A 16,407-nucleotide genomic window follows, 5' to 3' on the forward strand; every position below is an offset into this window, starting at 1 on the left:
CGGTGTCGTGTAAGACCCCAAGATAGGTTGAGCCCATGAAAATCGCTATCGCAGGTGGAACTGGGACCATTGGTCGTCAAGTCGTTTCGGCGGTTGAATCAGCCGGGCATATTCCCTTGGTTCTGTCGCGACGCACCGGAATCGATGTGGTGGCCGGTGTCGGGCTGGTTGACGCGATGAGTGGTGTTGATTCAGTCATTGACGTGTCGAGCACCTCCAGTATGCGCACAAAGGCCGCGGTGGAGTTTTTTACCCAGGCCACCAAAAATTTACTGGAAGCAGGACGCCTGGTGGGGAGTACTCACCACGTTGCACTATCGATAATTGGTGCGTTGGCTGTTGACGCACAGTACTACGCAGGTAAGGCAGCCCAAGAGCGTTTGCTGATGGACCAGACAGGAGGATTCTCCTTGCTGCGTGCTTCGCAATTTCACGAGTTTGCCGGACAGCTGACGGAACGGATGGGAATCGGGGCGTTGCACTTTGCCCCACTCATGCGTTCGCAGCCAGTCTCCAGCGCCGAGGTCGCCGCTGAACTGGTAAGGCTAGCGACGGGGGAGCCCCAAGGAGTGGTGGCAGATCTGGCCGGACCCCGTGAGGAACGCATGGCTGATCTGATGCGGGCCCAGTTGGCACACGATACAGGGCGGGCCAAACGGGTGTTCGAAATACCGTTACCCGGGCCGATGAGCCGCGCCATGCGTGATGGCTCTTTGCTTCCCGGGCCGGGCGCGCGGCTGGGTAGCGAAACCTTTTCCGACTGGTTAAACGCCCAGGGCCGTCCAAACGCGTAACGTTTGAACGGCCCAAATTGGCGGTGGGTACTTAGTCCGCTTCGATGATCGAGGCGATCACCGCTCCGGAGGACAGTGACTCTCCGGGGCTCACCTCTAGGCCTTGGACGGTACCTGCACGGTGTGCGGTAATTGGCTGTTCCATCTTCATTGCTTCAAGTACTACGATCAGATCTCCGGCGGCGACGGTATCCCCGTTGGCCACCGCAACTTTCACGATAGTGCCCTGCATCGGCGAACGCAGCTCTGCACTGTTGCCAGCGGCGGCAGCGCCGGCCTTGCGCCCTGGCTTACGCTTTTTCTTGGCACCCTTATCTGCGGTGGCCGATACCGACCCCAGCGAGGAAGGTAGCGTGACTTCCAGACGCTTGCCGGCAACCTCTACGGTCACCGAGGTGCGTTCGTCGGCTTCTTCCGCTTCTGCCATCGGCATTGGGTGCGGTTCAATGACGGTGGCAAATTCGGTTTCAATCCAGCGGGTGTGGACCTTGAAGGGGCCTGATTCTGGCACGAACGCGGCATCTGACATGACCGCACGGTGGAATGGCAATACCGTTGCCATTCCTTCGAGCTTAAATTCTTCCAGCGCACGGCGTGCACGGGCGGCGGCGATCTCCCGGGTGGCGCCGGTGATGATCAGCTTGGAGATCATCGAGTCAAAGTTTCCTGAGACACTCTCGCCGGCTTCGATACCCGAATCTACGCGGACGCCAGGACCGGTAGGCAGGCTCATCTTGGTGATGGTGCCAGGGGTTGGCACGAAGCCGCGGCCGGCGTCTTCGCCATTAATTCGGAATTCGAAAGAGTGGCCGCGGACCTCAGGGTCGGTGTAGCCCAGCTCTTCGCCGCGGGCAATGCGGAACTGTTCGCGCACCAGATCAAGACCGGTAACTTCCTCGGATACCGTGTGCTCGACCTGCAGTCGGGTGTTGACCTCGAGGAAGGAGATGACGCCGTCTTGTCCGACGAGGAACTCACAGGTGCCGGCACCTGTGTAGTTTGCTTCGCGCAGGATCGCCTTGGAAGCTTCGTAGAGTCGGGTGACCTGCTCCTCGCTCAAGAAGGGAGCCGGAGCCTCCTCGACGAGCTTCTGGTTGCGACGCTGCAAGGAGCAGTCACGGGTGGAAACGACCACGACGTTGCCTTGGTTATCTGCTAGGCACTGGGTTTCGACGTGGCGCGGGGCATCTAAGAACCGTTCGACAAAGCATTCACCGCGGCCAAAGGCCGCAATGGCTTCACGGACTGCGGACTCGTACATCTCGCCGATGTCCTCGCGGTTGCGCACTACCTTGATTCCGCGGCCACCGCCGCCGTAGGCGGCCTTGATGGCCAGCGGCAAACCGAATTCGTCGGCAAAAGCGTATACCTCTTCGGCCGAGGCCACCGGATCCTTGGTGCCTGGAACCAGTGGAGCGCCGACCTTTTCAGCGATATGACGCGCCTTGACCTTGTCACCAAGCTGGTCAATGGCCTGTGGGCTTGGCCCAATCCAGGTCAGCCCGGCATCGATAACCGCTTGCGCGAAGTCGGCATTCTCGGCCAGGAAGCCGTAGCCGGGGTGTACCGCGTCGGCGCCGGAGCGCTGCGCGATGTCCAGAATCTTCTCGATACGAAGGTAGGATTCGGCGGCCGTGGTGCCGCCCAGTGCGTAGGCCTCATCGGCCAGTCGCACGTGCAGTGCGTCGCGGTCCGAATCGGCGTAGATAGCGACCGACTCGATTCCTTCGTCGCGTGCCGCACGGATAATTCGCACTGCAATCTCGCCGCGGTTGGCGACCAGCACCTTCGTCAATGGATTCATGGGTGAACCTTGTCTTTAAAAAGTTACGGTTTCTCACCTAGGAGCCTATCGGTTTTGTGGGAACTATATGTACTTATCCGCAAATTCCGGGGTGTTAGACCAAAAATTTTAGAGGGTTCCTACAAAAACGTGGGGCATTTAATCCGGACCGGCTAGTGGGAAATCACATGCGGGATGAAGTTGGCGAAATTATCGGTAATCGGTCCCTGACTTTCACGCACCGCAAGACCAGAAGGCTCGCCATCGATCATCCAGATGCCCAACACCGTGCTGACATCCGTTGCTTCATCCGCGCGGCGGAACACCGGAGGCAAGGCGAGCTCTTGAATGATGAACCCTTCCTCGCCATAACCTTGAGCTTCGCCTAGGGTGAGGCCACCGTCTGGCAGGTACATGGTGATGTCGGCACCTTCGCGGCTGAGTAATGGTTTGCGCACGTAGCCAAGGCGTTGGATGTAGTACGGGGCCTGGCCGTCAAACCATGCTGGGAGCAGATACTGGGAGCGATCCGGATCCTCGCCGAAGAGCTTCCACAGCACCGGCAAGATAGCCTTGGTGCTCCACAGCATCTTGTACGGTGGTTCGATCCAGATGGTGCCACCACGGTAGCTGGCACCGTCGAATCCCGAGTCACGCATATCCTCGAAAAGCTCATCGGCATTCTCGCTGTGCACCATATGCTCCCAGGGGTACAGCTTAAAAATGACCTGGATGTGCGGGCCGTTTTCGCCCGCGCAATAGCGTCCCTGCTCATCGACCCAGAGATTCTCGATATAGATGGTTTCGGTACGGTATCCGGCCGCGGCGCAGGTATCGCGCAACACCAGGGTATTCATCTGATCCTCGTGGGAGGTATCTTCTTCACTGCAGGCAAAGTAGACGGTGGGCACGGCACCAATCTTGCGCGAGATAATTTCAAGGTTTCGCTGCCAGGCCGCCACCAGGTCCTCATACATATTGGTCCATTGGCTGGAGCCTAGCTGAGGCTGATCCTCGAACCATTGCCACTGCACTAGGGACTCGACCAGTGAGGTGGGGGTGTCGGCATTAAACTCGTAAAGTTTGGGGATGCGCTGGTCCGGCTCGGGGTGGGTCAGCCCGCCAAAACGGAAGTCGAAACGGCCGTAGACAGATCCGGCAGCTGGCTCTTCATTCCAGCTATCGCGGATAGCGCGCATGGCGCGGTGCGGGATGCCAAAGCGTGCTAGATCCGAGGCGCCAGCGGGAGAGAGCAGATAGTCTCCGGCTTCCTCCATCATGGAAAACACCGCGGTGGCTGCCTGGTGCAGCACCTCGATTTCTTGAGGGGTCAGCTCGTAGTAGGCGTCATCGCGCCAGTATCTGTAGAGCTGCGGTGCGGAACTGTGGGCATCATCGTGTGTGTACACCAGCCCTGCGGCTTGGACCTTGGAAAGATAATCTGGACGTGCGGTGGTCATCTTGCGTTGCACTGTGCTTAGCCTCCGGTGTGTCCGCCGCCGAAGCCACCGGAATGACCGGTGCCGCTGCGCTGCTTGTTGCTGGAGCCAAAACCTGCCGGTTTTCCGGTGGATGCCGAATAGCCATTGCGGAAGGTGCCTGATAATCCAGCCTTGGTCCGGGCAGCATTGTCTGTGGTGCTAAAACGCTGCGTGGACTGAGTAGGATCAAGCCTGGTGCCCGGGCGCAGTCCGCCGGCGTAGCGGCCGATCATGAAGAACATGAGTGCGGTGCCGATGCCCGAGCCGCCATGGTGCGCGGAGGAGCCTTGAGCGTCATTGCACTGTGCTTCGTCAACTACGACGTTGTCTTGATCAACACAGTAAACCGTGTCTTCTGGGGTGGACTCGAAGCCTGAATTAGAGCCGGCATCCGAAGCGCAACTGGATAAGACTAACGCTGCGGCGGTGGCCACTGCGGGCAAGGTGAAACGTCGTTGGACACTCAATGATCTAAGTTCTCTCGGTCTAGCGGTAAGCGAACGGCGCTTGCTGCAGGGGATGCCGCGCCAAGCGCCGTTCAGCACGATGTATGGAGACTATTTCCATAGCTCGGTGATGCTGATACCTGACTGGGTCAGCAATTTGCGAAGCACAAAAATATCGAGACCCACCACGTTTTGGAAATTGCCTTCGATGGATTCGATAAAGGCCGAGGCCAAACCGTCGATGGTAAACGCACCGGCGCAGGGCAACGGTTCTCCGCTGGCCACGTAGGCTTCGATTTCCGCGTCGCTCACGGTGGCGAAGTGCACCGTGGTTGAGGAGATCTCTCCGGTAGCAGCTTCCGGATTGGCAGTATCGATCAGCCAATGTCCCGAATGCAGGATCCCGGTAGCGCCGCTCAGTTGTTGCCAGCGTTCGCGGGCAACCTGTGCGGTATGAGGTTTGCCGTAGGCCAGGGAATTAAGCTCGAAGACCGAGTCGCAACCGAGCACTAGAGTGCCCTCAAGATGGGCGTCCCCGGCGACATTTTCTGCCTTCGCTTTGGCTAGCAGCAACGCCGTGGCCGACGGGCTTTGTGGCCCATGCTCCGCTTCGGCAGCGCTCAGCACCGCATCTTCGTCCACCCTGGAGACCTGCGTGGTGAAAGCCAAGCCGGCGTCGCGGAGCAACTTCTGCCTTCCGGCGCTGGCGGAGGCAAGTAGCAATCGCGGCCTGCTTATCGTGGTGCTCATACGCTGGCGGTCTCCTTGGTGGGGTTGTGAGCTGCGTTTTCTTCGGCCTTGCGTTCAAGCATTGCGTTGAGCTTAGCGCCTTCAACGTCAACGTCTGGAAGGATCTTATCCAGCCACTTGGGAAGGTACCAAGCCTTGTCGCCGAGCAGGTGCATGACCGCTGGGATCAGCGTCATACGGACCACAAAGGCGTCAAAGAGTACTCCGGTTGCCAGTGCAAAGCCCAGCGGGCGGATCATCGACAGGTGCGAGAAGATGAAGCCGGCGAAGACCGCAATCATGATCAGCGCCGCCGCGGTGACCACCGGGGCCGCCATGGAGAACCCAGAACGTACCGCATCACGAGCCGATACACCGTGGGCGTAATGCTCGCGCATCGCCGAAACCAAGAACACCTGGTAGTCCATGGCCAGGCCAAAAAGGATACCGGTGAGCAAGATCGGCAGGAAGCTGAGCAGCGGGCCAGGGACATTGACGTCGAAGGCCGAAGACATCCAACCGAACTGGTAAACCATCACGCTGGCGCCGAAGGCGGCGGCTAGGGATAGCAGGAAGCCGCCGGTGGCTAGCAGGGGCACAACCACCGAACGGAAGACTAACAACAGCAAGATCAGTGAAAGTCCTACCACGATGGCCAGATACGGTGGCAACGCGCTGGTGACCTTCTCCGACACATCAATCTGCGCCGCAACCTGACCGGTGACAGCGATCTTCGCTCCGGTGGCGTCGGTGAACTTTCCGGCGTTGTCACGTAATTCGTGGACCAGTGCCTCGGTCTCGGCGGAGGCCGGACCGCCTTCCGGGATCACCTGAATGGCGGACAGCGAACGGTCATCGGTCATGGTGACCGGGATGGCTGCTACCACGCCGTGGTATTCGCGCAACATATCGGCGATATCCAGTGACTTGGTATCCGCCTGACGCTGGGAGAGTCCCTCGGGCAGGTCGGCGAGTACCAGCAGTGGGCCGTTGTAGCCGGCGCCGAACTTATCACTAGTCTGTTGGTAGGCCTGGAAGGCTTGCGAATCGGCGGCTTCGGCGCTGCCGTCGGGCAAGGCGGTCCGCATCTGTGAGACCGGCAGTGCAATTGCTCCGAGCACCACGATCACCAGCAGGGAGACGGGAATCGCGATCTTGGTAACCATGCGCACCCAGCGTGCCGAGATCGGTTCCTTGGTCACCGGTTTTTTCGCGTGCTTTCGGGCACGTTTGGAGACCAGCTTGTTACCGGCAAAGGAGAGCAGGGCCGGCAGCAAGGTGATGTTCAGCAGTACCGAGCAGAGCACGGTGAAGGCCGCGGACAGCCCCAGTACGGTGAGGAATGGCAAGCCTGGTACGGCCAGCGCGGCCAGCGCAATAATGACCGTCAAGCCTGCGAAGACTACCGCGTTGCCGCTGGTGCCTACCGCACGGGCGATGGATTCGCCGACCTCCATGCCGGACAGCAGCTGGGTACGGTGGCGGTGAATAATGAACAGTGCGTAGTCAATACCGACGGCCAGGCCTAACATCAATGCCAGCGCTGGGGTAATTGAGGCCATTGAGAACATTGAGGAGAAGGCCAGCGTGGTTCCTACACCTGCGCCTACGCCAAGAAGTGCCAGGAGTAGTGGCAGCCCGGCCGCGATGAGCGTGCCGAGCATGACCATCAGCACCACGGCGGCGATGACCACACCGATGATTTCTGCGGTACCAAAGACCTCGGAAATATCTTGCAGGATTTCCTTGGAGAAAAGTACTTCAACCCCGGTGGCCTGTGGGCCTGCGGCGATCGCGGTGATTGCTTCACGGTCAGAGGCGGTCAACGCGTCGGTTTGGATGCGGAAGCTGACCTGGGAGACGGCGGTGGAGGCGTCCTTGGAGACGAAGCGCATGTCGCCGCTGGCGCCGACCTGACGGGAGGCGAACTCTAGCTCTGCGCGTCCGCGTTCTAGCTCCTTTTCGCCGGTGACGATTTCTTTTTCTCCGTCTTCCAGCTCCTTGGTCTTTTCCTTGAGCGTGGTCTCAGAGTCGCGCAGCGTCTTTTCTGCAGTCACCAGCTGAGCCTTGCCCGCTTCGAACGTGGCCTTTTGTTTGTCGAACTGGGCCTGTCCGGAGTTCAATTCTGCACGACCGGAAGCAAGCTGCACCCGGGCTTGGGCAAGTTTTGCCTTATTCGCATCAAGTTCTTTTTTGCCCGAGGCAAGCTGGGTTTTTGCCTGATCAAGCTGCTTTTTTGCGGAAGTTAGTTGGCTACGGTTGGCTTCGAGTTCCTTGCGTCCCTCGGTGGCCTGTTTAGCACCGGCGTCAAGTTCCTTACGGGCACCATCTAACTGCTTGAGCCCGGACTGAGCCTGGGCAATTTGCTTCAGCGCGGCGTTGGCCTGCGTTTTGCCTTCGGTGGCTTTGGCCTTCGCGGCGGTGAGCTGGTCAAGACCTGCCTGCATGCCTTGCAAGGTGGCCTGGTGCTTAGCAATATCTGCGTCGTTACCCTCGGCTTCGGCCTGCTTCAGCAGCTGCTGAACACCGGTGATTTGGGTATTCAATTCCGAGATTTGCGGCTCGATGGTTTTAAGACCCTCTTCAGCCTTCGCCAGGCCCTCGGTGGCCTGCTTTTTGCCGGCGGTAAGTTCCTTTTCCAAGGCACCACGCGACTTGCCATCTAGAAGCTGTTTCAGACCATTTTGGTATTCCTTCTCGCCCTGGGCGAGCTTGGCATCGGCCTGATCAAGTTGTTTTTCTCCGGCAGCTAACTGGCTGCTGCCTGACTGGTACTTCTTGTATCCAGCGTTGTACTCTGCCAGACCTGACTGGTATTTCTTTTCACCCGCATCAAATTGTGCCTGACCGCTTTTCAGCTGGGCCTCGCCTGCGCGAAGTTCACTCCACCCGGCGGCAAGTTTCTTTTCTGCCGCGTCAATCTGTGGCTGGGCATCCTCGATTTCCTTGGTGCCGTCAAAGAGCTGGGACCACCCTTGAGTGATCTGCTCTTTACCATCGGCCAGCTGCACCTTGCCGTCGGCTATCTGCTCTTTAGCCTTGTCAAGGTCTTGCTGTCCGTCAACCAGTTTTTGCTGAGCCTTATCCAGTTCCGGTTTGGCATCATCAAGCTGCTTTTGCAGCTCGAAGGGACTCATGGCCTCGACAACCTGTGGGTGCAACGCCAGCTGCTCCAAGGAATCCTGAATCGCGGACTTTTGATCTGCGTTCAGCGCCCGGTTGGAACCTTCACGGAAGACGATGGTGCCTTGGCCGCCGGCCAAATCAGGCAACTCATTTTTCATCCGGTCCATGGTGCGCTGGGTTTCGGTGCCCGGCAGGGTGAAGGTATTAGACAGCTGTCCCATGAAGAGGGAGGCGCACACACCGATGGCGATGAAGGCGGCAATCCACATGGCTAGCATGCGTAGACGGTTTTTATGCGCCCACGAGGCGAGGCGGTAGAGGTATGTAGCCATGGCTTAGTCTTCCTGAGGCGAGGTTGAGGCAGTTAAGAGCAGCGAGTCAAAACCCGCGTCGAGCATTTCCATGGCGCGGGTGATCAGCCGGTGGAAGGAATTGATGAGTTCATCGGAGATATGGAGTCCCGAGGCGCCAGGATCGGGTAGCTGGTCAATCCAGGTATCAAACGCTGCCTGCCCGGCGCCCAGGGTCGCGTGGGTAAACACGCGGATCGAATAGGCATCTGCCTGCGGATAGCGCGAGGCTACCTTCGCGATGACCTCGCCGGTGGCGCTTTGCCAGGCGATGAAATTTGGTGGGTAGCAGCCGCCGCTGGCCTGCTGGCGAAGATAAGCCCCAAATTGGGCGACTTGGCCTAAAAGTTCGGTGGCCCGCTCGGATTGCAGTGCGCGCACCACCGCTTGCATGAGCGGAAGATGCTCGGTCAGTGGGGATAGCGTCTCCACCATATGCTCGAGTACCGCATGCAGCGGATAGGAAAGGATTGCATCCACGGAGGGGAAATAATTAAACAGCGTGCGCCGGGAGATGCCGGCGGCTTCGGCGATTTGGGTGGCAGTTATGGCGGTGCCGTGACCCTCGCGTAGCAGCTGCAACGCCGCATCGACGATCGCTTGATGCGTCGCCTGCTTATTGAGTTCGCGGCGGGTGCCGGTACCTTGGGAAGTCACATAATTACACTACGTGCAAACTTGCACGCTGTGCAAAATGAAAAGTGTGTTCTGCACCACGAATTAGGCTGTGCATTAAAAAATCAAGCGGCCAGGACACACCACGATGGGTGAATGCTGACCGCTTGGATGCTCCGGCAGATAAACCGGGGGACAAATTAGCTGGTTACCGAGTTTGCTTCGGGCTGGACAGCAGTTGCCGCCACGGAGTCGTCGGCGAAGGGATTGCCGTTACGCGGTGCATTGTAGAGCTCCATGTTCAGGATGCCTTCGCGCTTGGCGACGATGGTTGGCACTAAGGCCTGACCGGCGACGTTCACCGCGGTACGGCCCATATCGACGATCGGATCAACGGCGAGTAACAGTCCCACGCCAGCCAATGGCAGACCCAAGGTTGAAAGGGTCAAGGTCAGCATCACGACGGCGCCGGTGGTTCCGGCGGTAGCGGCCGAGCCCAATACCGATACCAAGGCGATCAGCAGGTAGTCGGTGAGGCCAAGATCGATGCCGAAGAACTGGGCGACGAAGGTCGCGGCAATGGCCGGGTAGATCGCGGCGCAGCCGTCCATCTTGGTGGTGGCACCCAATGGCACTGCGAAGGAAGCATAAGCCGAAGGTACGCCAAGGTTGCGTTCGGTGACCCGCTGGGTCAGTGGCAGCGTGCCGATCGAGGAGCGCGACACAAAGCCGAGCTGGACCGCAGGCCAAACCCCGGAGAAGTACTGCTTAATCGACAGTCCGTGGCTGCGCACCAGGACCGGGTACAGCGCAAAGAGTACAAGGGCCAAGCCAATGTAGATGGCTGCGGTGAACTTGCCCAGTGCGCCAATGGTGTCCCAGCCGTAGCTGGCTACCGCGTTACCGATCAAACCCACGGTGCCCAGTGGTGCAATGCGGATGATCCACCACAGCACCTTCTGAATGATCGAAAGCATCGAGGCGGAGAATGCGAGGAATGGTTCGGCCTGTTTGCCGACCTTCAGGGCTGCAATGCCCACGGCGATCGCAATGACCAAGATCTGCAACACGTTAAAGCTGATCGAGGTGGTAGCAACGCCCTCGGTCATCTTGGTGCTGGCACCTAGGCCTAAGAAGTTTGCTGGGATCAGGCCCGTGAGGAAGCCGAGCCAGTCCCCGGTCTTGCCGTCGTATTCGGCCGGGGCACTTTGGCCGGTATTGGCGCCAGGCTGCATGAACGCGCCCAACCCCATGCCGATGGTCACCGAGATGAGTGCGGTGATGCCGAACCAGAGCAGGGTCTGCCACGCGAGGCGTGCGGCATTGGTGACCTGGGCCAGGTTTGCGATGGAAGCAACCACGGCAAAGAAGATCAGTGGAATGACAGCGGTGCGCAGTAAGGCTACGTAGCTGGATCCTATAATCTGCAGTGCTTCACCCAGGGCATTGGGTGCGTCGGCGGTGCTGCCGGTGTACTTTGCGACTAGGCCGAGGATCAGACCAACGATCAACGCAGCGATAATCTGCGGACCGAAGCTGGTCATCCAACGAGGCAGTCTCGATGATGGTGCGGAGTTAGACATGAGTAAAACGGTAGGGGGGAAAAGCGGAACCATTGCAGTTAATGTTACGCAACATGACGCGCGGCGGTTATTCCAACGAAAGGGTGGCCATTTTGTGTGAAGGGTCACTGGAATGAGCCGAATTCTAGAGAAATCTTGGAATAAACCGATGCATAGTTTTCTTTTTGAAGCTGCGCTCAGAAAGCGCAGCGCGCAGGGGACTAACCGAGTTGATGGCTTTTGGGTACCAAATATGCATTAACTGAAAGCACCGGATCTGCCGATGACGAGCAAGAGCAACAAGATGGAGAGTTTAGATGAAGGTTTATATCACCAGTGTCTTGGTTGATGATCAGGCTAAGGCCGAGAAGTTCTACACCGAGCTACTCGGCTTTGTGAAGAAGCACGATGTACCCATGGATGAATATAAGTGGTTAACCCTGGTTTCACCGGAGGATCAAGGTGGGGTCGAAATTTTGTTGGAACCGGTGGCGCATCCGGCCGCGCGTCCGTTCCAAGAAGCCTTGTTTGCCGATGGTGTTCCGCTGACCTCATTCTCGGTTCAGGATCTGCAGGGCGAATTCGAACGATTGTCAGCCTTGGGCGTGAGATTTACCCAAGAACCAACGCAGATGGGACCGGTGAGTACCGCGGTATTTGATGACACCTGTGGCAATTTGATCCAGCTGTCCACCTATACGCCGTGAGGTTGGGTGGTTAAAACTGTTGGCTGCCAGAAGATCTGACAGCCAACATATTTGATTCGCTCGGGGCAGGGTTAGCCTAATAACGCGCGGTTGAGGGTATCGAGTCCTACGGACCCAAGCTTCAGCGCGCGGGTGTGGAAATCCTTGAGCTCAAAGTTTTCGCCTTCACGCGCGGCCACCTGGTCGCGTGCCTGTTCCCAGAGGCGCTGACCAATCTTGTAGCTCGGGGCTTGGCCCGGCCAACCAAGGTAGCGGTTGTATTCGAAGTCCAGCTGTCCCTCGGAGATATCCAGATTCTGTTTGAGGAATTCGTAGCCGTTGTCCGCGTTCCACGTTCCGGTGCCCCACTGGGAGGGTACTTCTAATCCAAGGTGTACGCCGATGTCGAAGACCACGCGAGCAGCACGCAATCGTTGCGCATCGAGCATGCCCATGTAATCGCCCGGGTCGTCGAGGTAGCCCAGTTGGTGCATCAAGCGTTCGGAATATAGTGCCCAACCTTCGCCATGACCGGAAACCCAGCACAGTAGTCGGCGCCAGCTGTTAAGCGTATCGGCCTGCAGCTGTGCGGTCGCGATTTGCAGATGATGACCCGGAACACCTTCGTGATACACGGTGGTCAGCTCGGCCCAGGTGGTGAACTGGTCCTCGCCAGGAGGTACCGACCACCACATCCGTCCGGGGCGTTCAAAGTCTTCGGAAGGGCCGGTGTAGTAGATCCCGCCGTCTTCGGTTGGAGCAATCATGCATTCGATACGGTCCATTGGCGCGGGAATCTCGAAGTGCACGTCGCGTAGTGCCACGATGGCCGCATCGGCCTTTTCCTGCATCCATGACTTAAGTGCATCGGTACCGTCGAGAGTGCGTTTCGGGTCGGCATTGAGGATCTTTTTGGCTTCTTCGATGCTGGCTGTGGGTTTGATCTTTTCAGCCACGCGCTGCTGTTCGGCGATGATCGCGTCCAGTTCGGCTACGCCCCACGCGTAGGTTTCTTCAAGATCTACTGCGGAGCCCAAGAAGCGGCGCGACATCAATGAATAGTATTCGCGGCCCACCGCATCGGCTTCTGGCGCTTGGGAAAGCAACTCATCGTTGAGTACCTGCGCGAGCTTTCGGTATGCATCTTTTGCGAGATTTGCTCCAGCGTCCAATGAAACAGAAAGGGACGGATCTAAGGCAGCTCCTGCGCTAGCTAACTTGTCAAAGAATCCACCGTCCTTGGCGTAGTCTGCGCATTGACCCATGACGATATTGACCTGACGCTTGGCAGAGACCAATCCCTTAGAAGCGGAATCTCGCAGCGATGCGATGTATCCGTCGATGGCTTGTGGAACGTTAACTAGGCGCATGCCGATAAATTCGAAGTCCTCCACGCGCTCTTGCGGCATGAGGTCAAAGATCGAACGGATTTCCTGCGCGGCGCAGGCAATGTTGTTTAATTCTGTGCGACCAGAAAGCGCAATCTCTAGATCTAATCCAAGCCTTTCTTGCATGGCATCGAGGGTGACCGCATCGATGTCATCTTGGGGCGTAGTCGTCTCCAGCGCGGCGAGGGTTTCGCGTATTAATTCAATCTGCGCTTCGGTTCCCCTGGGGGAGTAATCAGAGTAAGCGGCTTCGTATCCGGGTAACCCAAAAGAAACGCCGTATTCCGGGGCAAGCTCTAGGGTCTTAGCAAAGAAGTTTTCGGCAATGGCGTCGATGCGCGAAGGTATGCGCTGCGCTGTGGGAGATGTCATGTAGCTAACAGTAATTGATATGAAAGATTTGTTGAAGACTTTTAGGTTTTTTGCTGGAAGCTACTTCTTAAAATGAAATTCCCCGGTGATCTACCCAAAGGTAGAACACCGGGGAATTGCGGGTCGAATCGCTTAGCGTCGGCCTAGGCTCCAGCCCAAACGTGGAGACAGCGCCCGACGTTTGCGAAGTCGAGTCATACGCTCGGGCACCGCAGGAACTTCAATCTCCTCAGACGTGGCGCTCCCCATGGCGGTGAGTAGGGCGGTTACCGCCGCGAGTTCTTCTGCGGTGGGTTTACCCTTGGTCACCTGAATCTGTGCGGCCGCAGGTGCGGTGCTTTGCTCGGTCACTGGCTACTCCTTCAAAGGTGGATGCTGGCTGCGGAATCCGGCTTTACAGCGGGATATTGCCATGCTTCTTCGGAGGCAAGGTGGCATGCTTTTCACGCAGTGCGCGCAATCCGCGGACTAGCTGTAGACGGGTCTCGCTCGGCGCAATGACCGCGTCAATGTAGCCCAACTCTGCAGCCTGATAAGGATTAAGAAGCTCTGCCTCATAATCTTCAATGATCTGCTTGCGGCGCGCCTCGACGTCTCCGCCCTCGGCTTCCACTGCGGCCAGATCACGACGGTAAAGAATGTTGACCGCACCCTGTGCGCCCATCACGCCAATCTGCGCGGTAGGCCATGCCAAGTTCAGGTCCGCTCCAAGCTTCTTGGAACCCATCACGATATACGCGCCACCGTAAGCCTTGCGGGTGATTACGGTTAGCTTGGGCACGGTGGCTTCTGCATAGGCATAGAGCAGCTTCGCTCCGCGGCGGATAATTCCCTGGAATTCTTGGTCCTTGCCAGGCAGGAAGCCCGGCACGTCCACGAAGGTGAGCAGTGGGACGTTAAAAGCGTCGCAGTTGCGTACGAAGCGTGCGGCCTTCTCAGAGGCGGCGATATCCAAGGTGCCAGCAAACTGCATCGGCTGGTTAGCCACAATGCCTACCGTGCGGCCTTCGACGCGCGCATAACCAATCATCACGTTCGGTGCGTAGAGTGACTGCATCTCAAAGAAGTGCTCGTCGTCAACTACGGATTCAATAACCTTGCGCATGTCATATGGCTGGTTTGCCGAATCGGGGATCAGCGCATCTAGGGAGAGATCATCTTCATTGATTTCTAGATCTTCATCAAATTCCGCGGTCAATCCGTCGGCGAGGTTTGAGGATGGGAGGAAGTCCAGCAGTTCCTTGCAGAACTCCACCGCGTCTTCCTCATCGGTGGCTAGGTACGTGGAGGTGCCGGTGTTGGCGTTGTGCTGGCGTGCACCACCCAAGGACTCCATGTCGATCTCTTCGCCGGTGACCGTCTTGATGACATCTGGACCGGTGATGAACATGTGGCTGGTCTTGTCGACCATGATGACGTAGTCGGTGAGCGCGGGGGAGTAGGCGGCCCCTCCGGCGCTAGGACCCATGATCAAAGAAATCTGTGGCACAACACCTGAGGCATGAACGTTATTGCGGAAGATGTCGGCAAACATCGCCAGCGAGGCGACGCCCTCTTGGATGCGTGCTCCGCCGCCGTCGAGGATACCTACGATAGGGCAACCATTGCGCAGGGCGAATTCCTGAACCTTGACGATTTTTTCGCCGTTAACCTGGGAAAGTGAGCCACCGTATACGGTGAAATCTTGTGAGTAGACGGCGACCAATCGGCCGTCTACTGTGCCATAACCGGAGACCAGTCCGTCACCCAGTGGTTTCTTCTTCTCCATGCCGAAAGCAGTGGAACGGTGTGTCGCCAGGGCATCAAATTCGACGAAGGAATCTTCATCCATCAGCATGTTAATGCGTTCGCGGGCGGTGTGCTTGCCGCGTGCGTGCTGCTTTTCGATGGCTACCTCGCCCGAAGGTGCCTGCGCCAAGTTCTGGCGGCGGCGGAATTCGGCAAGCTTGCCAGCGGTGGTGGACAGATCGGTCACTTCGTCCGTCTCGGTGTGGCCCTGCGTCATACCTTCGGCTCCCTCGGGTTCTGCTGATGTGTAGGAATGGCACAAGAAAAATGCCAACTAAGTCAGTCTAACCGGGTTATTTGCGGTTTTTGTTGTAGGAAACTCACAAAACGCCCGTGGTGTGAACATGAAGCACACCAGAATAAGTTACTCATGAGTAGCTTAGCGCGGGAACATCGCGTAACCTAGGTCACATGACTAATGAATCGCGTAGTGAGATCGCCCCAGAAATAACTCGGCTCAAGGGCCGCACCGTGTTGATGAGCGGAGGTAGCCGCGGCATCGGACTGGCCATCGCGCTCGCCGCAGCTAAGGCCGGAGCCAACGTAGTCTTGCTGTCCAAAACCGATAAGCCACACCCCAGCTTGGAAGGCACCATTCACACGGCCGTCGAGCAGATTAATGCGGCCGGCGGGCACGGCTTGGCGGTTGCCGGCGACGTGCGTGAAGACGCGGACGTACAGCGCGCGGTGGATGCGGCGGTCGAAAAATTCGGCGGCATCGACATCGTCATCAACAACGCTTCGGCTATCAACCTGGCAAAAACCGATGATCTGGACATGAAGCGCTACGACCTGATGCAAGACATCAACGTGCGGGGGACGTTCCTGTTATCAAAAACAGCGTTGCCATACCTGCGTAAATCCTCACACGCGCATATTCTGACCCTCTCACCACCGCTGAATCTAGATCCACATTGGGCGGGACTTCACCTGGGCTACACCATGGCCAAATATGGAATGTCACTGACCACGTTGGGACTAGCCGAAGAACTCAAAAACGAGGGAATTGCGGTGAATTCGCTGTGGCCGGCAACGTTGATTGATACCGCCGCCATTCGAGCTATGCCCGGTGGGATGAAGATGATCCAAGCCGCTCGCACCACCGATATCGTGGCGGACGCCGCGGTGTGCATTCTTGCCAGTGAGCCACAAGGAGTTAGTGGGAATTTCTTCACCGACGTGCAGGTGCTCGAAAGGTGCGGAATCAGCGACCTGGAGAAGTATGCGGTAAATCCGCAGGCTGAACTCATCGAGGACATCTTCCTCTAAAAACAGGTTCCCCACGGA

13 protein-coding genes are annotated in these 16,407 nt (G+C 57.9%); 3 read left to right on the forward strand and 10 right to left on the reverse strand.

The features are described 5' to 3' along the window. Positions 1–35: 35 nt before the first annotated feature. Positions 36–794, forward strand: coding sequence for a 3-beta hydroxysteroid dehydrogenase (locus CIK74_RS13240; protein WP_096256664.1), 759 nt, complete (start codon positions 36–38; stop codon positions 792–794). A gap of 31 nt (positions 795–825) precedes the next feature. On the opposite strand, the gene CIK74_RS13245 is transcribed toward CIK74_RS13240, so the two are convergent. From CIK74_RS13245 to CIK74_RS13275, 7 genes are all read right to left on the reverse strand, one after another. After that, the gene (locus CIK74_RS13245) at positions 826–2,598 is read right to left on the reverse strand and encodes a biotin carboxylase N-terminal domain-containing protein (RefSeq protein ID WP_096256665.1); all 1,773 of its coding nucleotides are present in this window, start codon (positions 2,596–2,598) and stop codon (positions 826–828) included. A gap of 152 nt (positions 2,599–2,750) precedes the next feature. Beyond that, positions 2,751–4,049 carry a glutathionylspermidine synthase family protein gene (locus CIK74_RS13250; protein WP_096256666.1) on the reverse strand — a complete coding sequence of 433 codons (1,299 nt, stop codon included), beginning with the start codon at positions 4,047–4,049 and terminating at the stop codon, positions 2,751–2,753. A 5-nt stretch (positions 4,050–4,054) separates the two neighbouring features. Continuing rightward, on the reverse strand, positions 4,055–4,525 hold the full coding sequence (locus CIK74_RS13255; protein ID WP_141392959.1) for a hypothetical protein: 471 nt from the start codon (positions 4,523–4,525) through the stop codon (positions 4,055–4,057). Positions 4,526–4,615: 90 nt separating this feature from the next. Further along, complete coding sequence (locus CIK74_RS13260; protein WP_096256668.1) at positions 4,616–5,254, reverse strand: nucleoside triphosphate pyrophosphatase; 639 nt, start codon at positions 5,252–5,254, stop codon at positions 4,616–4,618. Next, positions 5,251–8,691: an MMPL family transporter gene (locus tag CIK74_RS13265; protein ID WP_096256669.1), complete on the reverse strand. Its 3,441-nt coding sequence runs from the start codon at positions 8,689–8,691 to the stop codon at positions 5,251–5,253. The genes CIK74_RS13260 and CIK74_RS13265 overlap by 4 nt, the downstream gene beginning before the upstream one ends. A gap of 3 nt (positions 8,692–8,694) precedes the next feature. Next, positions 8,695–9,366, reverse strand: coding sequence for a TetR family transcriptional regulator (locus CIK74_RS13270; protein WP_096256670.1), 672 nt, complete (start codon positions 9,364–9,366; stop codon positions 8,695–8,697). Positions 9,367–9,524: 158 nt separating this feature from the next. Beyond that, positions 9,525–10,907: a dicarboxylate/amino acid:cation symporter gene (locus CIK74_RS13275; RefSeq protein ID WP_170947881.1), complete on the reverse strand. Its 1,383-nt coding sequence runs from the start codon at positions 10,905–10,907 to the stop codon at positions 9,525–9,527. Between the two features lie 296 nt (positions 10,908–11,203). Here CIK74_RS13275 and CIK74_RS13280 point away from each other — a divergent pair, with 296 nt between their 5' ends. After that, complete coding sequence (locus CIK74_RS13280; protein ID WP_096256672.1) at positions 11,204–11,593, forward strand: VOC family protein; 390 nt, start codon at positions 11,204–11,206, stop codon at positions 11,591–11,593. Between the two features lie 71 nt (positions 11,594–11,664). Here CIK74_RS13280 and CIK74_RS13285 read toward each other — a convergent pair whose 3' ends face one another. The 3 genes from CIK74_RS13285 to CIK74_RS13295 all read right to left on the reverse strand — a co-directional run bounded on the left by CIK74_RS13285 (position 11,665) and on the right by CIK74_RS13295 (position 15,337). Then, positions 11,665–13,332, reverse strand: a complete 1,668-nt coding sequence (locus tag CIK74_RS13285; RefSeq protein ID WP_096256673.1) for a DUF885 domain-containing protein — start codon at positions 13,330–13,332, stop codon at positions 11,665–11,667. 132 nt (positions 13,333–13,464) lie between these two features. After that, positions 13,465–13,683: an acyl-CoA carboxylase subunit epsilon gene (locus CIK74_RS13290; RefSeq protein WP_096256674.1), complete on the reverse strand. Its 219-nt coding sequence runs from the start codon at positions 13,681–13,683 to the stop codon at positions 13,465–13,467. A gap of 43 nt (positions 13,684–13,726) precedes the next feature. Next, positions 13,727–15,337 carry an acyl-CoA carboxylase subunit beta gene (locus tag CIK74_RS13295; RefSeq protein ID WP_096256675.1) on the reverse strand — a complete coding sequence of 537 codons (1,611 nt, stop codon included), beginning with the start codon at positions 15,335–15,337 and terminating at the stop codon, positions 13,727–13,729. A 194-nt stretch (positions 15,338–15,531) separates the two neighbouring features. Between CIK74_RS13295 and CIK74_RS13300 the strand changes: the two genes are divergently transcribed. Then, positions 15,532–16,389: an NAD(P)-dependent oxidoreductase gene (locus CIK74_RS13300; protein WP_096256676.1), complete on the forward strand. Its 858-nt coding sequence runs from the start codon at positions 15,532–15,534 to the stop codon at positions 16,387–16,389. Positions 16,390–16,407 lie beyond the last annotated feature (18 nt).

It is taken from the genome of Glutamicibacter sp. BW77 (genome assembly GCF_002332285.1).
Lineage (GTDB): Bacteria > Actinomycetota > Actinomycetes > Actinomycetales > Micrococcaceae > Glutamicibacter > Glutamicibacter bergerei.